The organism is Sphingobium sp. KKT206, assembly GCF_055640555.1.
Window position 1 is genome coordinate 3,520,200 of record NZ_CM145764.1, and the last position, 19,841, is coordinate 3,540,040.

Sequence of the window (19,841 nt, forward strand, 5' to 3'; positions counted from 1 at the left end):
TTACAATCCCAGCTCTTGCAAACGACGCTCTTGGGCGCGGATCACCGCTTCAGTTCCATGGTTGGCAATGATTTTGGCTCGTGCGCGTTCCAACATCTCATCATTGTCGTTCGCGTCATCTACGGCCTTCCTCATCTGCCAGGCAGCGTGGGAGATGTCCGGGTCTGCCCATACCTGGCCTGCCGCGAACGGATAATCGCCGGCCTTTAGTTCTTTGAGCTTATATTCGACCGGATAGCCGGTGTCGGTTGTCACTAGGTCGGTCGTGGCCGAGTAGTCCGTCGCGATGACGGGCGTGCCAAGTGCCATAGCTTCGGCAATAAGCAGCCCCAACCCTTCGCTGCGGTGCAGGGACACAACGCAATCGGCAGCCTGCACCAATCCGAGCATCTCGGCGCGGGTTAGTTCCGCTTCCAGGATATGCACGTCTAGGCTATTGTCTATTGCATCGCGGATACGCTTCAATTCGTCCGGTACATGATGCGAGTTCACGCATTTTATGACCAGAGAAACATGGTCGCTATAATAAGTTCCTTTGAAGGCTGCACTGAAAGCAGCGATGACAGCTTCAGGATTTTTCCGACTTCTGAATGAAAGGAAGTCGAAGGAGAAAAGGAAAATGAAGCGTTCCTCCGGCAACCTCAAGGATTTACGATCAAAGATTTGGTCAGTCGTAAAATCAAGCGAGACAGGCATGTGGATCACCGGCTTATTTGTCTTCATGACAAGGCCCGATTGGATGAATCGGGAAGGAGCCCATATCTCGTCGACATGATCGAAAGAGCTAATCCAGGCATCGGGAAAGTCGGCAAGTTCCCAAAATGGCATTGCAACGCGATATGCGTCGTTCCCTAAGCGGTCGTTATAGCTGCTCTGCACCAACGGCAGTTGATCGGCATTGATATTAAATAGGTGCAAACGACCGCCCGGCTTATCGCTCAAGAAGGCCTCCACCTCCATGTTAGTGCGCGAAGAGGCGACATTCAGATCAATGTCCATGCCATCAACCCGACGACCGGAACCGGCAAGAGATTTAAGGGTCAGTCTTCCAACCTCACCCACCCCGGTGTTGGCCGTGAGGTAACCAATAACGGATATGTCAGTGTCTGAAGAGTGGGCTGCGGGAGGACGATTCTTCTGCTTCCACCTGCGTGCATTGCTGACCCGCTCTACGATTGCGTGCGTAAGGCGAGGATCAATGCCCGATTGGTGGCTATGCCGAACGAACCATTGAGAAAGGCCAGTTACGCCCGACGCCGTGGTGAGATCGTACGTGGCTCGCAGATAGTCTGATGTCTGCCAAAGGGCGTGCATGAGATTAGTACATACCAGCCCGTCGGGAGCCTCCGCCGTACCTAGCGAGGGCTGCTCCAAATAGCTTTGGAAATTTTCAAATGGATTTCCGTCCCATGTAAGATGCTGATTTCGAAAATAGTGGCGCACGAATGTCGGTATCTTCGCTCCACTTTTGAAACAATCGTAGACATAATTTGCCTTTGGAGTGGAATATAATCCATTTCTCTTCAGGTCATTCTTATAGTCATGCAACAGGCTTATTAACGCATCGCCATTATTTTCAGAAAACATTGTCGTATGCTTAGAAAGCTGTTGAGAATTCCGAGGATCATATCCACTAAAGTGGAAAAATATAAGTGGCTCTCCATCCATCAGCCAATCTTCGTCACCATCTTCTTCGAGATATCGTTGGAAGAGGTTCCAATAGGCAGCATTAAGCGTCGTATTACGCAAAATAGCGACATCAGGAAGGAAGCCAGGAACCAAATCCATGAACTTCTGGTCCACGAAGATGCCGTCATTTTGGGCATTGATGCACTGGTATCGCAGACGGCGCGCCCACCAGCGCAGTACCTCTTCGACGCCTTCGCTGCGGCGAAACGCGGCGAAGCCCAAATTGTAGATCCCGGCGCGCATAATGGTAATGTCATCAGGCGGCGTTGTTGTCTCGGCAGGTTCCGTCAGATGAGGCGTGAACACCGCCCGCGCTCCGGCATCGAGAGCGTCGAAAACAGGCGTGATTTCGCGATATACTTTGATATCTGGATCGAAATAGACAACCCGATCATAGTTCTGCTCAAACAGATGCAGAAACATATACGGCTTGGCCGCCGTGTTCATCTCCATAATATCGTACCGAAAAGCAAAACCGGGAAAATCCGGTATTCCTAACTCGGATGCTTCCAAAATCTGGCACTTCTCAGGGTAGAAGTCTTTTGCCCCTACCTTGGCATCGGCGAGGCAGAGAAAGTGATCAGCGTCAGGATGTGCCGCGACTGATGAATTTATCAGCGTGCGAGTATATGGCATGTAATTATTTGAGCTGATCGTGAAAATCGCTGTTCGATTATTATTTTCAACAGGCATTGTACCGCGCAACATCCCTATTCCTTAAATTGAGCGCTCGGTCGATCGCCTCGTGCTCCGCCGGGGGTAACGAAGCTCCTCGCGCAAAGCAACGGCGGAGCGCGCCTCGATCTAGATAGCGAGCGGAACCGGCCACCGCTGCGGCCTTAACGGCACCTTCTCGCTCATTATGCCCACTTCTCAAGATATTGCTATTCACTCAGGTCAGGGCTCGTTGATAAGAGCCAGAAGATCAAGATGCCTTGAGGCGTTTGTGGTGTGGTCGGGCGGTTCGGGGATCTTCGGCCAGGAATGCGTGGCTTGATGCCCTTTGACGCAAAGCATCATTGAACTCGTCGGCGTCATGGCCCCTGTCGGCAAGCAGCCATTGCGTCTGCAGATATCGATGCCGCGCTCGAAGATCAGGTCTTCTACGCACCGCAGGCTAAGCGGGTAGCGGACATACATCAGCACCTCCAGCCGGATCACTTTCTGTGACGAGTGGAAATCACCTCACTCCATCTGCAGCCTCCAGCTTCGCTTTGCTCAAGCTCCACCGATATGGCAGTGATGAGCGTAATATTCGCTACCAACTAGCCGGTCTGCTTGGTGGGGGCAGATCAGATGAGCGTTTCTTCTCGGCCACTGCGCCTTGTGGATCAGGCAGAAAATCTCTCCATGAGGTCATGTCTGATCCTGACCGGCCACCTCGCCTTGACACACATGCGCCCTTTCACATACTAACGATCGTTATCAAAAAAGAGTCGGCGATGACCGAAGGAACGAGGCGAGATGGATCCCAGGGGCAAGCTTGCGGTCATTACTGGAGGGGCGTCTGGATTAGGCGCGGCGCTGGCTGCGAAACTCCAGGCGGAGGGCGCGCGGACGGTCGTGATGGACGTTCACCCACCGGCCGATGCCGGTTCGCAATTTCTGGCCTGTGATATTACGGACGCGCAGGCTGTCGAAAAGGCGCTAGACGGCCTGGACGGCGCGATCGCCATTCTGGCTAATTGCGCCGGGATCGGCGGCCTCGGTCCGATTGCGACGCCGGATGCACCGGGCAATGCCGCCGATTTCCGTAGGGTGCTGGACGTCAACCTGATGGGGGCCATGCATGTGACGCGCGTGGTGGCGCACCGCATGATCGGCAACGCGCCTGACAGCGCGGACGGCGAGCGGGGCGTCATAGTGAACGCCTGCTCGATCGCGTCGTTCGAGGGGCAGGAGGCCATGGGCAGCTATACCGCGTCCAAGGCAGCGTTGGCGGCGCTCACGCTTGTCTGGTCGCGCGATCTTTCCCGGTACGCCATTCGGTGCGTCGGCGTTGCGCCCGGCTTTTTCGATACGCCGATGACGGCCCATTTGCCGCCCGATCTGGTGGAGGAACTGGTCGATGGTGCTGAATTCCCCAAGCGCGCCGGGCGCGCCGAAGAGTTTGCAGACGCGGCGCTGTTCCTGATCCGCAATCCTTACATCAATGCCGAGGTGCTGCGTCTCGATGGCGGGGCGCGGCCACCGGCGCGCACCCGCTGGACGGCTCCGGCCTGATTTGACCTGAAAGGCAGTTCCGACATGCAACCGCTCGACCCCGCCATAGCCGCCGCCGCACGCCAAGCCTTCGCTGCGATCGTCGGCGTGGACCATGTGTTTTTCAACGAGGAGGATCAGCTCTCCTATCAGGACAAGTTCGCGGTAGATGATGCCCTGCATCATCCCGCCGGTGCTGTCGCGCCAGCGACCGTCGAGGAAATCCAGGCGATCCTGAAGGTGGCAAGGGAGCGCAAATTGCCGCTCTGGCCGATCAGTCGCGGCAAAAATTTGGGCTATGGCGGCAGCGCGCCCTTGCTGGCGGGATCGGTCATTCTCGATCTCTCGCGCATGCGGAAGATCGACTATGACGAGGCCAATGGCACCGTTTTGCTGGAGCCGGGGGTCAGCTTCTACGATCTGTATGATTTCCTGAAATCGAAAGGCATGAAGCACTGGCTGTCGGTGCCGGGCAATAGCTGGGGGTCGGTGCTGGGCAATGCGCTGGATCGCGGCGTTGGCTACACGCCTTATGGCGAGCATACGACCAAGATTTGCGGCATCGAGGCGGTGATGGCCGATGGGATGGTTGTGCGCACCGGCATGGGCGCGCTCGATGGCGCGCCGACATGGCAGCTCTACAAATTCGGCTTTGGCCCATCATGGGACCAGATGTTCGTGCAGTCGAACTTCGGCATCGTGACCAAGATGGGCCTGTGGCTGATGCCCGCGCCGGAATCGCTGATGGGCATGGATATCGAATTTGAGCGGCCAGAGGATTTGGGTCCGCTGGTCGATGCGCTAGCGCCCTTGCGGCGTGAAGGCCTGCTCCAGCAATCGCCGACCATCGGCAACTGGCTGCGCGCGGCGGCAACCCTTACGACGCGTGGCGAGTGGACGGACAAGCCCGGTGCCCTGTCTGACGAGGTCATCGCGGCGATCCGCAAGAAGTTCAATGTCGGCTGGTGGGGCGTGAGCCTGCGCCTTTATGGCCGCGAGGATATGAACAAGGCGGCCTATGCGGTGCTGGAGCGGGAGATGGGCAAGCTCAAGCCGATGAGCCTGCGCCCCACGACCTGGAAAGCCGGAGAGCCGATCGAGGCGACCGGCTGGACCGGCACGCCGCTGACCTTTCCGATGCAGAATGCCAATTGGCATGGCGGGCGCGGCGGCCATATCGGCTTTTCGCCGATCCTGCCCCAATCAGGCAAGGCGGCACTGGCGCAGTTTCAGCGCACCTATGCCTGTTACAAGGAGTTTGGCATGGATTATCAGGCGAGCTTCGCCTTTGGCGAGCGCCACCTCATCAATGTGAACGCGGTGCTGCTGGACAAGGATGATCCGGCGATGATGAAGCGGGTCGATCCTTTCCTCAAGCGGCTGATCGCGGATGCCAAGGCGCAAGGCTATGGCGAGTATCGCACCCATCTCGATTATATGGATGCCGTCGCGGACACCTATGACTTCAATGGGGGCGCGCTCGCCAAGCTCAATCGCACGGTGAAGGATGCGCTCGATCCACAGGGCATCATCGCGCCGGGCAAGAGCGGCATCTGGCCCACGTCGATGATGGGAGCGAAGGCATGACCGGCATGGGCGTGGGCGCAATGCGGCGGGCAGGGATACTGATGCTGCTGGGGTTCAGCGCGTGCAGCAGCGGCGCGGACAACAAGGCTGTCGCGACCGAGCAGAGCAAGGGGCCACCACCCATGCCGGCGCCAGAGACGATATCATCCCGGCCCAACGCCGGGCCGGGTGAGCGGCTATATCTGGACAAATGCGCCATGTGTCATGGCCCCGCAGGCATGGGCACTGGCCTGCTGGCGCGGCGGACGGAGCAGCCACTGCTTGAAAAGCGCACGGACCTGACGTCCGAGTTCGTCATGCAAGCGGCGCGTATGGGCATCGGCAATATGCCCGCAATCTCGCGCGGTGAGGCGAGCGATGCGGAACTCAAGCAGATCGCCGATTATCTGTCGGCCGAAAAGGAGAGCGGGCAATGATGCCGGTGTCGAGGCGCGGCCTGGTTGCGGGTGCCGCCATTGCTGCGGCCGCCGCTGCGACGCTGCGTTCGCCCGTGCTGGCCCATGAAGGGCAGCCGGTGCTGCTCTATGATACGAGTCTCGCTGCAAGCGCGCGCTTTGCCGACCATGCCCGCAGGCTGGGCGGGTCGGCTCAGCCGATGGACGGTGACCGCGTGCGCCAGGTGCAGGCCTTGGTTCAAACCCGGCCAGCCGCCTTCTTCGGCGTATCCCGTCAGGCCGATGCGGTGATGGTGAGCGAGGTTGCACAGGAGGCGGGCTATCGCCGGATTTCGCTGATCCAGCATCGCGTCGCAGGCGATATGGTGCCGATCTGCGTGCCCGAAGCGACATCGCTTGCAACCTTGGCGCGGCTGGCTGGCGGGCGCTGGCCGGAGGCGTTTGCGGAATTGGCCATCGGTGGGATCGAGCGATGCGAGCCGCTATCCTATGCCAGTGCCGCCGAGCCGGCCTTCAGCTGGGTGCTGACGCTGCGATGAGCGCGGGGCAGTTCAGCTTCATCAAGCTGTACGTCGCCGATCTCGATTCCATGATCGCCTTCTACACGGCCGTTTTCGATATGGCGGTTCATATCCGCATCGATGAGGCCGATTTCGAGGAAGTCCTGCTGCGGCAGGAGGGCCATGGCTTCATGCTGGGCCTGCTGAACTGGAAGACCGGTGGAAATGGGGATGAGCGGCCAGCGGCGGGCGTCATCGGCTTCGTCACGCAGGATGCCGATGCTGCTGTCGCGCGGGCGATCAAGGCCGGGGCGAGGATCAAGCGCGCGCCTTTCAATATTCCGGGCACGCGCGTCGCGTTGATCGATGACCCGGAGGGGCATGAGATCGAATTGGTGCAGTTTCTCTAGCCCCGCCGCCTGACAGTCCCCGGCCAACAAAGAGAGCGCCCCGGCCAATGTGGACGGGGCGCTCTTCATTCGCCGAGCGGCGTGTCAGAATTTGCGCTTCACGCTGAAGATGATTTCGCGCGGACGACCCGGCTGTCCATAGGCATTGCCTGATTGGGCTAAGCGGTCATATTTGTTCACGAAGTAAAATTCGTCGGTGAGGTTGGTAGCAGCCAGCGCCGCTTCCCATGCATCGTCGGGCGTGCGGTAGGTCAGGCGCGCATTGAGCAGCCCGCGCGATTCCACGCGGCCGAATTCGAAGTTCGGGATATTGTTGGGGATCGTTGTTTCGAACTTCGATTGCCAGGTATAGTCGAGGCGCGGCGTGAGCGAGCCATGCTTGCCCAGCCCAACCTCATATTGCACGCCGGCCGCATATTTCCACTTCGAGACGAATGGTGCCTCCGTGGTTCCGGGGATGATGCCGCTGCCCAACGCCGCGCTTGTGAAGCGGAAATCGGTGTAGCTGACGGAGCCGTCGATCGAGAGGCCAGGCACGGGCCGCGCGTCGAATTCCAGTTCCAGACCGTCGATCTTGGCGTCGCCGATGTTCCGGGTGGCCGAACAGAAGGGGAAACCGGGCGGGCTGATGTCGGGGCAGCTCGACGTGAGCCCCTGATAATTTTTGTAGCTATTGTGATAATAGGCGCCGTTCAGGCGCAGTTTCCGATCAAGCCACATGCTCTTGAAGCCGGCTTCATAGCTGGTCGAGGTTTCCTGTTCGAACGGAACCAGCTGTTGCGCGAGATAGGGGCGCGGATTGACGCCGCCGCCCTTGAAGCCCGTCGCGACCTGCGCATAGAAGCGCACGTCCGGCGCGACCTCATAATCCACAGCGACGCGATAGTCCCAGCGTTTGCCGGCAAATTCACCGACAAGGCCATCCAGCGAGGCGACGCGAGGATCGGTCGGCAGGCCGGGGATGGGGCTCATGCGGCGGAATGTGTAGCTTTTGTCTTCGTCGGTATAGCGAATGCCGCCCGTGATGTTGAGCTGATCCGTGGCATGAAGGACGCCGTGCAGAAAGGCGGATTTGGACGTCTGTTCGAACGGGTCGTCATAGAAGAAATCGAGACCCGCGACGCCGACCTGGATGCGTCCGCTCTGGTTGCTGTCGCCCTTATAATAATAAACGCCGGTCGTGACTTCGAGCATATCGCCGAATTCGGCGGACAGGCGGAGTTCCTGCGTGAACTGTTCGTGCAGGAATCCGCTCGCATTGTTCGAGATATCTTCGGGCGAATTGTCCGCATCCCAGGAGCTGGCACCCTTGGCGTAGCGGTATGCCGTGATCGACTTTAACGAAAACATGTCGGACAGGGTGATATCGAGCGTGTTGGAAACGCCCCAACTGCGCAGATTGCTCTGACCCTTGTTCGTATATTGATTGGCTGTGCCGGGAAGACCGGTGTAATTGGCATAGCTTGTGTAGCTGTTTGGCGCGGTGAGATAATTGCGCCCATCGACGGGGGGCAGGAAGAGCGCCTTGCCCGGCGATGCTTCCGAACTGTCCTGCGTGAAATCGGCAATCAGGTTATTCTCGATCCGGTCGGATGCGATCCAACGCAAGGCGCCGCGCACGGCATAGATATTCTGGCCGCCCTCCGTGCCGATCACGCAATCATCGGCAGGCGAGGCGAAGGTGCCGCCGGGGGCCGCAACCCCGGTAACGCAGCCATAGTCCAGCCGCTTGAAGAAGCCGTCGACATGACGGGCCAGGCCGGAGATGCGCGCATAGAGCTTGTCTTGCGCCAGGGTGAAGTTCGTCGCGCCGCGCAGGCCCACGCGGTTGAAGGAGCCGTACAAGGCTTCGACATAGGCGTCGGAATCATCATCGGGACGGCGGGAGAAGAGTTTGATCGACCCGCCGATGGAGTTTTTGCCTGACAGCGTGCCTTGTGGCCCCCGCAAAATCTCGATGCGGTCCAGATCTACCAGATCGAACGCCGCACCCGAACTGATGCCATAATAGACGTCATCGATATAGATGCCGACGCCAGGTTCATTCGGGAACTGGAAATCGGTGGCACCGATACCCCGGATGTTGACGGCGGCGGTCTGCGCGCCGCCGCCCTGACCACCAGCGGAGAAGGTGACGCTCGGCGCGCGCTGCGCGACGGACTCGACGCTGGTCTGGCTGCGTGCTTCCATGAGCGATGCGTCCACGGCCGTAATGGCAAGCGGCGCTTCCTGCACGCTTTGATTGCGGAACTGTGCGGTGACGATGATATCGCTGATACCCTGATCATCGCGCGCGGATGCGGCCGCATTTGTTTCCTGCGCCAGGACAGGCGTGGCGATCGACCAGGCCATCGCACCAATGGCAACGCCGAACCGGACCGAGAGCAGCTGATTTTTAGACATATTTCCTCCCCAATGCCTCAAGGGAGTGCCTGCATTGCCGACTACCATCATGCCGCGAATCAGGGCTTATTGCCACCGTCAACGCTGCACGCGGGTAAGGTCGGACACCCTATAGCAGACCTCTCCTTCACTCGACTCTAGCCCGCGGAACCGCTTGCTAGTCGTGCAATAACCATAACGAACGTTATCAATATGAGCAAGAGCAAGAATGATAATAATATCGTTCGTTATTATTGATTGTATCGATTCTGTATGCGCGGTTCGCACTTCGAGACTGACGATGGTGATGGATGCGAGGGTCGGAATGCCCCACGGGGCAAAAGCTAACGCCCGATCTTATTGTCGTTGGGGTCGAGTTTCAGCATGTCCGCGCTCTTCATCGCGGGATCCCAATGTTCGACGATCCTGCCATTTTCGATGCGGAACAGATCGAACCAGCTGGTGTGATAGCTTTTGCCGTCACCGTCTTTCTCGGTGCGGACGAAGGTGAAGTTCACCATGTCCCGCTCGGCGATGATCGATACCAGCGGCAGTTCGATGTGCGGCAAAATCTCGCGCTGTGGGCGTGATCCGCGAATGAAGGCCTGCAAGGCTTCGACGCCGCTCACCACATTGGGATTATGCTGGATGTAGTGTGGGCCGATGAAATCCGGTGCGCGGTCGGCATGGCCTGCCTGCAGCACGGTGCGATACATATCGTAGCATAGCCGCTTGTTGGCGGCGAGAACGGGATCGTCGCTGTGCAGCAATTGCGCGTGATCGGCCGCGATGACGGGCGCGGTCTGGCCGTCGGCCGCATCGATGGCCGGCTTCAAACTCGTGATGCGTTCCCTCATGTCATGCTCCCCTGTTATGTTGCGATCACCAGGGCTTTGGCCATTTGCGGGTGTCGTCCCAATGTTCGACGATCATGCCATCTTCCAGCCGGAACATGTCGAAGGCATGGCCTGTATAGGTCGCGCCCGGAAGATTGGGATCGTCCTGCTCCTGCTCCCAGATCACCACCACATGATCGCCCTGTGCCACGGTGCGGACCAGTTCCTTGTGGCGGGGCGGATTGAAGTCGGCTGGCGTATCCTTGATGATGTCGACCAGCCGCAACAGATGCTCCCGGCCCGAAGGCATGTTGACATTATGCTGGATATAGCCGGGCGCGATGTAGCGCAGCACCGCTTCGCGGCTCCCTTCGCGGATCACCTTTTGCCACATGTCGATGACGATGCGGCTGTTGCGTTCTTCGAGCGTTTCCTCGGCGGTGGTCATGGCGATCTCCCGTCAGGTAAGCGCGTAGTAGCGCAACACATTGCCGTCGGCGCGGCGCTCGCCGACGCCCACGAATACATGCTTGGTCAGCCAATCATGCTTGCCGACCGAACATTCGAAACTGGGGTTGCCGCGCAGATAATAGTCCTGCTGCTGGACTGGCTCGCCCTCGCGAAAGGCCCAGTCGCGCAATTTTTCCATCGTGTCGGGCTTGCGGCCCCACAGGAAGCCCCGATTGTTGAGGAGGATCAGCGTGCCATCCTCCTCCTCCAGCATGTAGCGCGCATCGAACACCGCCACATCGTCGGGCCGGAAATAGGCATAGTCGCCGCCGGACCCCGGCACGGCCTTGCCGCGCAACCGTGGCCCCTCAAAGGTACCGCTTTCCACATAGACCGCGCTGCGCGTGCCGCCCCAGGGACTGTTCGCGATGGTCTGGACGCGCGGGAATTGCAGCCGCACTTCCATCGCAAATTCCAGCTTGGGGTTGTCGATCGTCGAAAAAATATTGTCCATTGCGCTATATCCCTCAACCCAGTTCGAGCGTGCCGCCATCGACGAACAGATTGGCGGCAGTGATGAAGCTTGCATCATCCGATGCGAAGAACAGTACGGCACGGGCAACCTCTTCGGGCCTGCCCATGCGGCGCATCGGTATGGCATCGATCATCTGTTCGCGCAGCCTGTCCACCGCGTCTCCGGTCAGGCCAGGGTTGCGATAGAGCAAGGGCGTTTCGATTGGGCCGGGGCTTACCAGATTGACGCGGATGCCCTCGCGCACCAGTTCGCCGGCGATCACCTTGAGCGCCGCCGCAAGGCCACCCTTGGCAGCGGCATAAGTGGTGTTGCCGGGCACGAAGGCATGGCCGCCGATCGACCCTGTGACCACGATGGATCCGCCAGCGCTCATCAACGGCAGCGCCTTCTGGATCGTGAAGATGCAGCCGCGTAGATTGACGGCGTGAACCGTGTCCCAATCCTGCGGCGTAATGTCGCGCACGGGCGCGAAACCGCCAACGCCCGCATTGGCGAAGAGGATATCGAGCCGCCCATGTCGCGCCTTGATGGCGGCGATCACCGGGTCCAGACTCGCCAGATCCGCAACATCCGCCCGGTAGCCCGTCGCGCCCGCGATGCTGGCGACGGCACTGTCGATCGTCGCCTGATCGCGCCCGGTGAGGTGGACGATGCCGCCCTCCGCCGCAAAGGCCTGGGCGCTGGCTAGCCCTATGCCGCTATTGCCGCCGACGACCAGTACGACCTTGTCGGTAAAGCGCATGGGTCTTCTCCTGTCCGGGGTCAGAATGGCGAGTGGGGGTTGGGGCTGTCCGCAGGCACATCCTGCATCACATCCCAATGTTCGACGATCTTGTCGCCCGCGATACGGAAGATATCCATGACGGCGAAACCGGCGTCGCCCGGCCAACGGCAGACATGATAATGGACGATCACATGATCGCCATCGGCAAAGCGCCGCTTGATGTCGTGGGTGGCGTTGGGGCTTTCGGCCCGCACCTTGCGCAGAAAGGCTTTGAGCGGTTCGATTCCGGTATCGACTAGCTGATTGTGCTGGATGTAATCGGCCGCGATGTAGCGATCGGCAGCGTCGGCATCGAAGGGGATCAGCACATGATCGAACATGTCCTGGACCAGCTTCAGGTTGCGCTCTTCCTGCAGCGTTCTGCTCATTGCACCATCCTCTCACGGCTCGTCTGTGCGGCCTCTTGCTTAAACGGTAACGATCGTTATTAAATCGCGCAAGATCAAAATGGGGTGAGGAGAGGGTGATGGAACGCGCAGAGTATGAGCGGTATGTGCAGGCATTCAATGATCGGGACTATGACAAAGTCCTGGATTTTTATGCGCCAGGCGCCCGGATCGGCTTCTTCGGCATCGATCTGAGCGACAGGGATGCTTTCAAGCGTTTCTACAGCTTCCTGCACAGCTATGTGAAGGAGAGCGTTGTCATAGAAAGGTTCGCCAGCAGCGACGAACTTGTCGCGCTGGAAGGGATCATCCGCGTCGAAGGCTTGCGCGACCTGACTGCCGATGTGCTAAAAGCGCAAGGGTTGGAGCAGTTCATGCCCATCGCCAAAGGCGAGGTTCAGAACATGCGGCAATATATTCACTATCATCTTGCGGATGGAAAATTCACCAGCGTCGGTTGTACGATGGCATGATGGCGGGTGGTTGACTCATGAACACCCAGATGTGTTAGGCGAGACATATGTCGAAGAATATTGGACGCAAAGCATCCGACGCCATGGATAAACCACCGACGCCGCAAGCGCGCGAAAGCGCTTCGGCCGACGCGCTGCATGGCGTGCTGAAGCTTGCCAACAAGTTGATGGCCCCCTTTTCGACCTATCTGGAACATCGGCACAAGATCAGCCTCAACGAGTTTCGCCTGCTGATGCTGATTGGCCGCTTCCCCCATTCTGCGAGCCATGAACTGGTCGAGTTGACGGGCGTGAACCCCATGAGCGTTTCGCGTGCGGTAGCGGCGTTGCAGAAGCATGGCCGCATCATGGTGGACAGGGACGAGACGAACCGACGCCGCAAGACGTTGAGCCTGACGGCGGAGGGCGAGCGGCTGTACAAGGCCATGCGGCCGCAAACCGATTCCGTTGCCGACTATCTTGTGTCGGCTCTGAAACCGGCGGAAATCGCGAACTTCAACGCGATGCTCGGCAAGCTGATCGACACGCTGGAAGCGCGTGACGAAAATGGGGTTTCGCTGTTCCTGGAGCGGACCAGGCCGCCTGAGGAATAGACGTGTTCATTCCTGGCAGGGGCGCAGCACGGCCATTGCCGCCAGCACCAGCAGGAAGCCCCCCGCCAATATGCTGATAAGCGGGAGAATGGTGAAGGAGGGGAAGAGCGAGACCGCGCCACTCCCGGCTGCCGTAACCCCAAGCTGGAGCGTGCCGAGCAGGCCTGCGGCGGCACCGGCGCCTTGATCGGATGCATCGAGTGCGGAAATAGCGGCAGGCGTCAGCATCAGGCCTGATGCGGCGAAGATCAGCATCGAATAGCTTTGCACCATAGCGAGCGGTACGTCCCCGCTCGTAAGTGCCGCGAGCGCGATGGCCCCCGTCGCCATGGTTGCGATCAGCACGACGATCGTGACCAGCCGCCGCACGCCGAGCCGCCGCATGAGGCCGGGCGCAAACTGTGTCGCGATGATCGAGACGATAGCGTTCAGTGCCAGCAGCAGGCTGTATTGATGCGGTGTCAGCCCATAGCCCTGCGAGAAGAGGAAGGGCGCGGCAGTCACGAAGGCGAAGGGAATCGTCGTCGCCATGCCCGCGACGAAAGCCCAGGCGACGAAGGCACGCTTTGCCAACAGGTAAGCGCAGGCTTGCACGATCGATCGGGAAGCGACGCGGCGGGCGGGCGGCAATGTCTCAGGCAGGAACAGCGCCACGCAGAGCAGCGCGACCGATCCGGCGCTCGCCAGAATGACGAACAGTCCCTGCCAGGAAGTCGCCCGGAGCAGGTAGCTGCCAGCAAGCGGCGCAAGCACGGGCGATATGCCGATGATGAGGAAGGTGAAGGCCATCAGCCGCGCGGCGTGGTGGCCACTATGCTGATCGCGGATCATCGCCCGCACGCTGGAGGTGCCTGCGCAGGCACCCATGCCTTGCAGAAAGCGCAGCGCGATCAACTGGTCGATGTCGTTTGCCAGAGCGCAGCCCAGGGAGGCCGCCGCGAAGAGGGCAAGGCCACAGATCAAAGGCCTGCGCCGACCGAAGCGATCACCGAGCCAGCCGAGCGGGATTTGGGCGATGGCCAGCCCCAGAAAGAAGGCGGAGAGGGAGCGCTGCACCGCGCCGCTATCGGCGGCCATCGCCTGCGCCATGTCGGGCATGGCGGGCAGATAGAGATCGATCGCGAACGGGCCGAGCGCGGAGAGCAATCCAAATGCCAGTCCCATGAGCAAGGAGGGTCCGGCTGCGGCGCTAGATGCGCCGCCGCTCCTGATGATCGTCATCCTATATTCCCCGCCGTCTTATGTTGTTTGTCGTCGCTCGCTCAGCGCTTGATGATGAGCGAGTCGGGGCGCTTGCGCGGCACCCATTGCCCACGACCGGGGAAATTCTTGAGGACTTCGCCATCCCACAGGCGCACGGTGCGCTGCTGGAAGCGCCACTGGCCGTCGGTGCCCCGCACAGCCAGATCATCATACCAGCCTGCAAAGCGCAGCAGATAAGGCGGCTCGCCGTTGCACTCTGTCACGAAGGCGAAGCTGCGCATTTTGCAACTGCCGTCCTCCTGCGGCCTATATTGCACCTGCGTCACATGATGCTGGCGACCGGGAAAGCCAGCGGCGTTGCGATAATGTTCGGCGATGCCGCGAATGCCATCATGGCCTTCCCACACATCGGGTTCGTCGAACACTTCCTCGCTCATGCGCGCGTCCGGCATGAAGCAGGCGACCAGCCCCTCCACATCGCCCGTATCGAGCGCCCAGCTATAGGCGGCGATCAGATCCTGCAGGGCAATGCGGTCCTCGATTGCTAGCGATGGCAATTTTCTTTCCTCTCCACTTCAGCACATGTTGACGCGATACTAACAATCGTTACTATCAAATGCAACGACATTGCAAAAGTCAGTGAGGGGATGGCCATGGGCAAGATCATCATAACCGGAGCGTCCGGCTCCTTTGGCGGCGCTGCGGCAGAGCTATTACTGGCGGCCTGTGCGCCGGAAGACCTCATATTGCTCTCCCGCACACCGGCCAAGCTCGCGCATTTTGTGCAGCGTGGTGCAGATGTGCGCCATGCGGATTTCGATGATCCTGCGACGCTTGCCGCCGCGATGCGGGGCGGCGAGCGGATGCTGCTGATCAGTACCGCGCGCGTGGGATCGCGCGTTGGCCAACATCGCAATGCGGTAGAGGCAGCCGTCGCGCAGGGCGTGCGGCATATCGTCTACACCTCGCTCATTTCGGCGGACCAGCCGCACAATCCAGCGATCGTGAAGAATGATCATCGCGCGACGGAAGAGATTATCGAGGCATCGGGCGCGCAATGGACGCATCTGCGCGATAGCCAATATGCGGAGGCGGTGGCGACGGCGATGGCCATTCCCGCGTTGCTGGCCGGGCACAAGCCGGACAATTGCGGCGACGGCAAGGTGGGCTTCGTCAGCCGGGATGATTGCGTGGCAACGGCTGCGGGCGTGCTGACGCAGGATGGGCATGGCAATTGCGCCTATGACATCACTGGGCCGGACCTGATCTCGATCCCCGAAGCGATGGCGATGGTAACCGAACTATCCGGCAAGCCCATCACCGTCGAGCAAGTCGATGACGAAGCGATGTTCACCTATTTCGATTCGCTCGGCGTGCCGCGCCATGCCTCCGACATCATGCCGGAGGGGCCGATCCCCTGGTCGAGCGATGATATGGTGACATTCGGCCGGTCGATCCGCGAGGGCTATTTCGGCCGACTGAGCGACACGGTCGAGCGCATCACGGGTCGCAAGCCCAAATCCCTGCGCGAGGTGATGATCGCGCATCAGGCAGCGTGGCCCGTCTGATGCTTGCGATCGTCAAGTCGCTGCGTGGCTTGTCCGCGCTGGTGGGGGTTGCGCTGGTGTCGGCCTGTGCGGGCGGTGCTTCGTCGGAATATGGCGCGGGCGATGACTGGGCTTTCCCCGGCGGCGATGTGCATGACAGCCATTTTTCGCGCCTGACCGACATCGAGCCTGGCAATGTCGCCAAGCTGGGCCTGGCCTGGAACTATGACCTTGGCACCAACCGCGTGCAGGAGGCGACGCCCGTCGTGATCGATGGGGTGATGTATACCAGCGGCAATCTGGGCCGGGTCTATGCGCTGGATGCTGCCACCGGCAAACCGCTCTGGACCTTCGAACCAGAGGTGGACATGCAGGTCAATCGCGCCGCTTGCTGCGATCAGGCCAATCGCGGCGTCGCTGTGGCAGGCGGCAAGGTTTTCGTCGGGTCGCTTGATGGCAAGCTGTATGCGCTCGACGCCAAAACCGGCAAGACGCTCTGGTCGGTCGATACCATTATCGATCATGACCGTGGCTACACCATCACCGGCGCGCCCGATGTGGCGGGCGATGTGGTGGTGATCGGCAATGCCGGTGCGGAATATGATGTGCGCGGCTATGTGACGGCCTATCGCGTAAGCGATGGGACGCAGGCCTGGCGCTTCTTCACCGTGCCGCGCGACCCCGAAAGCGGGCCGCAGGAAAATCCTGAACTGGAAGACGCGCTCAAGACTTGGGATCCGAAGAGCCGCTGGGACATTGGCGGCGGCGGCACGGTTTGGGATGCGATCAATTATGATCCCCAATTCGACACCGTCTATATCGGCGTGGGCAATGGCGGCCCCTATGCGATCAGCCGTCGCTCGCCCGCAGGCGGCACCAATCTCTACCTGTCATCCATCGTCGCACTGGACCGCAAGACGGGCCGGGTGAAATGGCATTATCAGGAAACGCCCGGCGATAGCTGGGACTATACCGCGACCCAGCCGATGGTGCTGACTGACATGGAGATTGACGGCAAGGTCCGTCCGGTCATCCTGCATGCGCCCAAAAATGGCTATCTGTTCGTGCTGGACCGGGAGACTGGCAAGCCGCTGCGGATCAACGCGCTGGTGCGCACCAATTGGGCGAAGGGCTTTGACCTCAAGACCGGCAAGCCCAACCTGACCCCGGACGAGTCCGAATATTGGAAGGGGCCGAAGATCATCTTCCCGGCGTCGGCAGGCGCGCGCAATTGGTATCCGCCTGCTTATGATCCGGCGCGAAAGCTCTATTTCGCGGCCGTGCTGGATATGGGCAATCTGATGTTCACGGTTCCGCCGGACAAAGCGAACGACCCCCGACGCCCGCGTGCGCTGAATGTCGGCACCAGCCTGATCTTCACGCCGCAATTGCAGGATGTGTTGCCAACGCTGCCGCCGCCACTGCGCGCGCAGGTCGAGGCGCTGCCTGCCTGGAAATGGGTGAAGGAAAAGCCCTTCTCGTCCGAGCTGCGCGCGATCGATCCGCTGACGGGCAAGTCCCGCTGGGCGGTGCAGATGGAGGGATGGCAGGATCGCTCCGGCGTGTTGTCGACAGCCTCCGGCCTGATCTTTCACGGCACGATTGGCGGCAAGTTGATGGTGCGCGATGCCGACAGCGGCAAGCTGTTGAAGGAAATCCAGACCGGCAGCTCGATCATGGCGGCGCCGATGACCTATCGGGTGAAAGGCGTGCAATATGTCGCGGTGGCGACCGGCTTTGGCGGCGGTGGCTGGTCCTATGTGCCGAATTATTCAGCCGCTTATCGCAATGGCAATGCCAATCGCATTCTGGTCTTCCGCATCGATGGCGGCCCGGTGCCGCAACCTGAGCCGCTGCCACCCACGGAGGTTGCTTCGCAGCCGCCTGCGCAGGCGGCGGGCGTCACGCCTGCGGTGTTGGCACGCGGGCAGGGGCTGTTCTTCGAGAATTGCGCGATCTGCCATTCCAACCAACTGCGCGCCAATGTGCCGGACCTGCGCCGGATGCAGCCGGGCGTGCATGATGCCTTCCAGCAGATCGTGGGGGAAGGGCTGCTGCTGCCCAATGGCATGCCACGGTGGGACGATATTCTTACCGCCCAGGACACAGCGGCCATCCATGCCTGGCTGATCGCCGAGCAGGGCAAGACGCGCGCGGCCGAGTTGAAACTCAAGGCGGCAGGCAAACCGCTCGACGCGCCCAGTGCGGCGATCATGTCCAGCTTTTAAGGGAATGAAGGCCGTATGATGCAAGAACCGGACATCATCGTCGTGGGCGGCGGATCGGGCGGTGCTGCGATGGCCGGGCGGCTTGCCGATGGCGGCCTGACGGTGACGCTGGTCGAGGCCGGGCGCACCGATCGACATTATCGCTCGCGCATTCCTGCGCTGACCAGCGCGGTGGTGCAGAACCCGGAGTTCGACTGGTGCTATCAGGTGGAGCCTGATCCGACCCTGGGCGGCCGCGCCGACATCTGGCCCGCGGGCAAGCTGCTTGGTGGCGGCAGCGCGCTCAACGGGATGATGTTCATTCGCGGCCATCGCTGGGATTATGACGAATGGGCGCGGGAGGGGGCGCTGGGCTGGGATTATGCCTCCGTCCTCCCCTATTTCCGCCGGTTGGAAGATAATGAGCGTGGCGCAGATGCCTGGCGCGGCACTGGCGGGCCGATTGCGGTGTCGGAAGGGCGGGCGCGCTATCCCATTACCGATGCGTGGATCGCGGCGGCGCAGCAGGCCGGTATCGCGCGCTCGACCGATCTGAATGGCGAGCAGGCTGAGGGCGTGGATTATGTGCAGGTGTCGCAGCGCGGCGGTACGCGCTGCTCGGCTGCGCGCGGCTATCTGCATGAGCGCAAGGGCGGCAATGCCCCGCACATTCTGCTTGAGGCGCAAGTGCTGCGCATCATCGTGGAGGATAAGCGGGCGACCGGTATCGTCTATTTGCAGGATGGACAGGAGAAGCGCTTGACGGCGCGGCATGGCGTGGTGCTGAGCGCGGGCGCGATGAACACGCCGCGCCTGCTGATGCTCTCCGGCATCGGCCCCGCCGATCATCTGCGCGCGATGGGCATCGATGTGGTTTGCGACCGGGTAGGGGTGGGGAGCAATCTGCAGGATCATGTCGGCACGCATATCGTGAATGATGTCGATGCGGTCACGCTCAACAGTGATGCAAAGGGACTGCGCGGGGCATGGCAGGTGATGAAGTTCGCGCTGGCCCGCAAGGGCGCGCTGACCACGGCGATCGGCCATGCGCAGGCGTTCGTGAAGAGCCGGGCGGATTTGCCCGCGCCCAATCTCCAGATTTCCTTTGCGGCCTTCGCATTTGATTTTGACGAACAGGGCCGGCTGATGCTGCGCCCGAACCCGTCAATCTCGACGCTGGTCGGCCTGATGCGGCCCAGGAACCGGGGGCGGATCACGCTGCGCTCTGCTGATCCGCTGGCGCCGCCGGTCATCGCGCACCAGCAGTTGAGCAGCAAGGATGATATCGATCAGATCGTCGAGGGCATCGCTATTGCGCGGGATATTTTGCGGCAGCCCGCTGTGGCGCCCTTCATCAAGGGCGAGTTGCGGCCAGGCGCGGCGATGACCGACCCGGCGCAGTTGCGCGATTATGTGCGGATGGCTTCGATCCCGCTCTATCATCCCGTCGGCACGGCAAAGATGGGGCGCCGCGACGATCCGATGGCGGTGGTCGATAGCGACCTCAAGCTGATCGGCGTGGAGGGGCTTTGGGTTGCCGACGCGTCGATCATGCCGACGCTACCGCAGGGCAACACCAATGCGACCGCGATCATGATTGGCGACAAGGGTTCGGATCATGTGATCCGCACGCTGCGCAAGAACGAACATATAGGAGGATGA

Annotated in this window: 19 protein-coding genes and 1 pseudogene; 10 read left to right on the forward strand and 10 right to left on the reverse strand. The window is 60.6% G+C overall.

All coding sequences use genetic code 11. The features are described 5' to 3' along the window. Together ACZ2HM_RS17030 and ACZ2HM_RS17035 are read right to left on the reverse strand one after the other, a co-directional pair. Positions 1-2,397, reverse strand: coding sequence for a glycosyltransferase (locus ACZ2HM_RS17030; RefSeq protein WP_470425787.1), 2,397 nt, complete (start codon positions 2,395-2,397; stop codon positions 1-3). 360 nt (positions 2,398-2,757) lie between these two features. Next, positions 2,758-2,850, reverse strand: a pseudogene (locus ACZ2HM_RS17035) (IS6 family transposase); the annotation flags it as partial. A 303-nt stretch (positions 2,851-3,153) separates the two neighbouring features. Here ACZ2HM_RS17035 and ACZ2HM_RS17040 point away from each other — a divergent pair. From ACZ2HM_RS17040 to ACZ2HM_RS17060, 5 genes are read left to right on the forward strand one after another with little or no spacing between them, the layout of a single operon-like run. Further along, positions 3,154-3,912, forward strand: coding sequence for an SDR family NAD(P)-dependent oxidoreductase (locus tag ACZ2HM_RS17040; protein ID WP_470425788.1), 759 nt, complete (start codon positions 3,154-3,156; stop codon positions 3,910-3,912). 24 nt (positions 3,913-3,936) lie between these two features. Continuing rightward, positions 3,937-5,478, forward strand: coding sequence for an FAD-binding oxidoreductase (locus tag ACZ2HM_RS17045; protein ID WP_470425789.1), 1,542 nt, complete (start codon positions 3,937-3,939; stop codon positions 5,476-5,478). Further along, on the forward strand, positions 5,475-5,894 hold the full coding sequence (locus tag ACZ2HM_RS17050) for a c-type cytochrome (RefSeq protein WP_237748796.1): 420 nt from the start codon (positions 5,475-5,477) through the stop codon (positions 5,892-5,894). Before ACZ2HM_RS17045 ends, ACZ2HM_RS17050 begins: the two co-directional genes overlap by 4 nt. Further along, a complete protein-coding gene (locus tag ACZ2HM_RS17055; RefSeq protein WP_037474092.1) occupies positions 5,891-6,412 on the forward strand; it encodes a hypothetical protein in 522 nt (173 codons plus the stop codon). The genes ACZ2HM_RS17050 and ACZ2HM_RS17055 overlap by 4 nt, the downstream gene beginning before the upstream one ends. After that, positions 6,409-6,783 (forward strand): VOC family protein, encoded by a 375-nt coding sequence (locus ACZ2HM_RS17060; RefSeq protein ID WP_470425790.1) that lies wholly within the window; start codon positions 6,409-6,411, stop codon positions 6,781-6,783. The genes ACZ2HM_RS17055 and ACZ2HM_RS17060 overlap by 4 nt, the downstream gene beginning before the upstream one ends. 84 nt (positions 6,784-6,867) lie before the next feature. Here ACZ2HM_RS17060 and ACZ2HM_RS17065 read toward each other — a convergent pair whose 3' ends face one another. From ACZ2HM_RS17065 to ACZ2HM_RS17090, 6 genes are all read right to left on the reverse strand, one after another. Next, the gene (locus ACZ2HM_RS17065; protein WP_470425791.1) at positions 6,868-9,186 is read right to left on the reverse strand and encodes a TonB-dependent receptor; all 2,319 of its coding nucleotides are present in this window, start codon (positions 9,184-9,186) and stop codon (positions 6,868-6,870) included. Between the two features lie 323 nt (positions 9,187-9,509). Further along, on the reverse strand, positions 9,510-10,022 hold the full coding sequence (locus ACZ2HM_RS17070; RefSeq protein WP_470425792.1) for a nuclear transport factor 2 family protein: 513 nt from the start codon (positions 10,020-10,022) through the stop codon (positions 9,510-9,512). 25 nt (positions 10,023-10,047) lie between these two features. Continuing rightward, on the reverse strand, positions 10,048-10,449 hold the full coding sequence (locus ACZ2HM_RS17075; protein ID WP_470425793.1) for a nuclear transport factor 2 family protein: 402 nt from the start codon (positions 10,447-10,449) through the stop codon (positions 10,048-10,050). 12 nt (positions 10,450-10,461) lie between these two features. After that, positions 10,462-10,965 (reverse strand): DUF3237 domain-containing protein, encoded by a 504-nt coding sequence (locus tag ACZ2HM_RS17080; protein ID WP_470425794.1) that lies wholly within the window; start codon positions 10,963-10,965, stop codon positions 10,462-10,464. A gap of 13 nt (positions 10,966-10,978) precedes the next feature. Then, on the reverse strand, positions 10,979-11,728 hold the full coding sequence (locus ACZ2HM_RS17085) for an SDR family NAD(P)-dependent oxidoreductase (protein WP_470425795.1): 750 nt from the start codon (positions 11,726-11,728) through the stop codon (positions 10,979-10,981). Positions 11,729-11,748: 20 nt separating this feature from the next. Then, complete coding sequence (locus tag ACZ2HM_RS17090; protein WP_096062991.1) at positions 11,749-12,138, reverse strand: nuclear transport factor 2 family protein; 390 nt, start codon at positions 12,136-12,138, stop codon at positions 11,749-11,751. A gap of 98 nt (positions 12,139-12,236) precedes the next feature. On the opposite strand from ACZ2HM_RS17090, the gene ACZ2HM_RS17095 reads away from it, so the two are divergent. Together ACZ2HM_RS17095 and ACZ2HM_RS17100 are read left to right on the forward strand one after the other, a co-directional pair. Further along, positions 12,237-12,629, forward strand: a complete 393-nt coding sequence (locus ACZ2HM_RS17095) for a nuclear transport factor 2 family protein (protein WP_037474108.1) — start codon at positions 12,237-12,239, stop codon at positions 12,627-12,629. Between the two features lie 47 nt (positions 12,630-12,676). Further along, the gene (locus ACZ2HM_RS17100; RefSeq protein ID WP_156106137.1) at positions 12,677-13,222 is read left to right on the forward strand and encodes a MarR family winged helix-turn-helix transcriptional regulator; all 546 of its coding nucleotides are present in this window, start codon (positions 12,677-12,679) and stop codon (positions 13,220-13,222) included. A gap of 6 nt (positions 13,223-13,228) precedes the next feature. Here ACZ2HM_RS17100 and ACZ2HM_RS17105 read toward each other — a convergent pair whose 3' ends face one another. Together ACZ2HM_RS17105 and ACZ2HM_RS17110 are read right to left on the reverse strand one after the other, a co-directional pair. After that, on the reverse strand, positions 13,229-14,443 hold the full coding sequence (locus ACZ2HM_RS17105; protein WP_052027575.1) for a multidrug effflux MFS transporter: 1,215 nt from the start codon (positions 14,441-14,443) through the stop codon (positions 13,229-13,231). Positions 14,444-14,484: 41 nt separating this feature from the next. After that, the gene (locus ACZ2HM_RS17110) at positions 14,485-14,982 is read right to left on the reverse strand and encodes a nuclear transport factor 2 family protein (protein ID WP_470425796.1); all 498 of its coding nucleotides are present in this window, start codon (positions 14,980-14,982) and stop codon (positions 14,485-14,487) included. Positions 14,983-15,078: 96 nt separating this feature from the next. Here ACZ2HM_RS17110 and ACZ2HM_RS17115 point away from each other — a divergent pair, with 96 nt between their 5' ends. The 3 genes from ACZ2HM_RS17115 to ACZ2HM_RS17125 are packed head-to-tail and all read left to right on the forward strand — an operon-like array spanning position 15,079 to position 19,841. After that, positions 15,079-15,993: an NAD(P)H-binding protein gene (locus tag ACZ2HM_RS17115; protein ID WP_470425797.1), complete on the forward strand. Its 915-nt coding sequence runs from the start codon at positions 15,079-15,081 to the stop codon at positions 15,991-15,993. Further along, a complete protein-coding gene (locus ACZ2HM_RS17120; protein WP_470425798.1) occupies positions 15,981-18,200 on the forward strand; it encodes a PQQ-dependent dehydrogenase, methanol/ethanol family in 2,220 nt (739 codons plus the stop codon). The genes ACZ2HM_RS17115 and ACZ2HM_RS17120 overlap by 13 nt, the downstream gene beginning before the upstream one ends. An 18-nt stretch (positions 18,201-18,218) precedes the next feature. After that, the gene (locus tag ACZ2HM_RS17125; protein ID WP_470426875.1) at positions 18,219-19,841 is read left to right on the forward strand and encodes a GMC family oxidoreductase; all 1,623 of its coding nucleotides are present in this window, start codon (positions 18,219-18,221) and stop codon (positions 19,839-19,841) included.

What these genes read in the sequence shown, in the direction of transcription:
- ACZ2HM_RS17075 (WP_470425793.1), bottom strand. Translation starts at nt 10,449, where the DNA reads ATGACCACCGCCGAGGAAACGCTCGAAGAACGCAACAGCCGCATCGTC.
- ACZ2HM_RS17090 (WP_096062991.1), bottom strand. Translation starts at nt 12,138, where the DNA reads ATGAGCAGAACGCTGCAGGAAGAGCGCAACCTGAAGCTGGTCCAGGAC.
- ACZ2HM_RS17030 (WP_470425787.1), bottom strand. Translation starts at nt 2,397, where the DNA reads ATGTTGCGCGGTACAATGCCTGTTGAAAATAATAATCGAACAGCGATT.
- ACZ2HM_RS17115 (WP_470425797.1), top strand. Translation starts at nt 15,079, where the DNA reads ATGGGCAAGATCATCATAACCGGAGCGTCCGGCTCCTTTGGCGGCGCT.
- ACZ2HM_RS17045 (WP_470425789.1), top strand. Translation starts at nt 3,937, where the DNA reads ATGCAACCGCTCGACCCCGCCATAGCCGCCGCCGCACGCCAAGCCTTC.
- ACZ2HM_RS17100 (WP_156106137.1), top strand. Translation starts at nt 12,677, where the DNA reads ATGTCGAAGAATATTGGACGCAAAGCATCCGACGCCATGGATAAACCA.
- ACZ2HM_RS17125 (WP_470426875.1), top strand. Translation starts at nt 18,219, where the DNA reads ATGCAAGAACCGGACATCATCGTCGTGGGCGGCGGATCGGGCGGTGCT.
- ACZ2HM_RS17055 (WP_037474092.1), top strand. Translation starts at nt 5,891, where the DNA reads ATGATGCCGGTGTCGAGGCGCGGCCTGGTTGCGGGTGCCGCCATTGCT.
- ACZ2HM_RS17085 (WP_470425795.1), bottom strand. Translation starts at nt 11,728, where the DNA reads ATGCGCTTTACCGACAAGGTCGTACTGGTCGTCGGCGGCAATAGCGGC.
- ACZ2HM_RS17050 (WP_237748796.1), top strand. Translation starts at nt 5,475, where the DNA reads ATGACCGGCATGGGCGTGGGCGCAATGCGGCGGGCAGGGATACTGATG.
- ACZ2HM_RS17095 (WP_037474108.1), top strand. Translation starts at nt 12,237, where the DNA reads ATGGAACGCGCAGAGTATGAGCGGTATGTGCAGGCATTCAATGATCGG.
- ACZ2HM_RS17070 (WP_470425792.1), bottom strand. Translation starts at nt 10,022, where the DNA reads ATGAGGGAACGCATCACGAGTTTGAAGCCGGCCATCGATGCGGCCGAC.
- ACZ2HM_RS17065 (WP_470425791.1), bottom strand. Translation starts at nt 9,186, where the DNA reads ATGTCTAAAAATCAGCTGCTCTCGGTCCGGTTCGGCGTTGCCATTGGT.
- ACZ2HM_RS17040 (WP_470425788.1), top strand. Translation starts at nt 3,154, where the DNA reads ATGGATCCCAGGGGCAAGCTTGCGGTCATTACTGGAGGGGCGTCTGGA.
- ACZ2HM_RS17060 (WP_470425790.1), top strand. Translation starts at nt 6,409, where the DNA reads ATGAGCGCGGGGCAGTTCAGCTTCATCAAGCTGTACGTCGCCGATCTC.
- ACZ2HM_RS17105 (WP_052027575.1), bottom strand. Translation starts at nt 14,443, where the DNA reads ATGACGATCATCAGGAGCGGCGGCGCATCTAGCGCCGCAGCCGGACCC.
- ACZ2HM_RS17080 (WP_470425794.1), bottom strand. Translation starts at nt 10,965, where the DNA reads ATGGACAATATTTTTTCGACGATCGACAACCCCAAGCTGGAATTTGCG.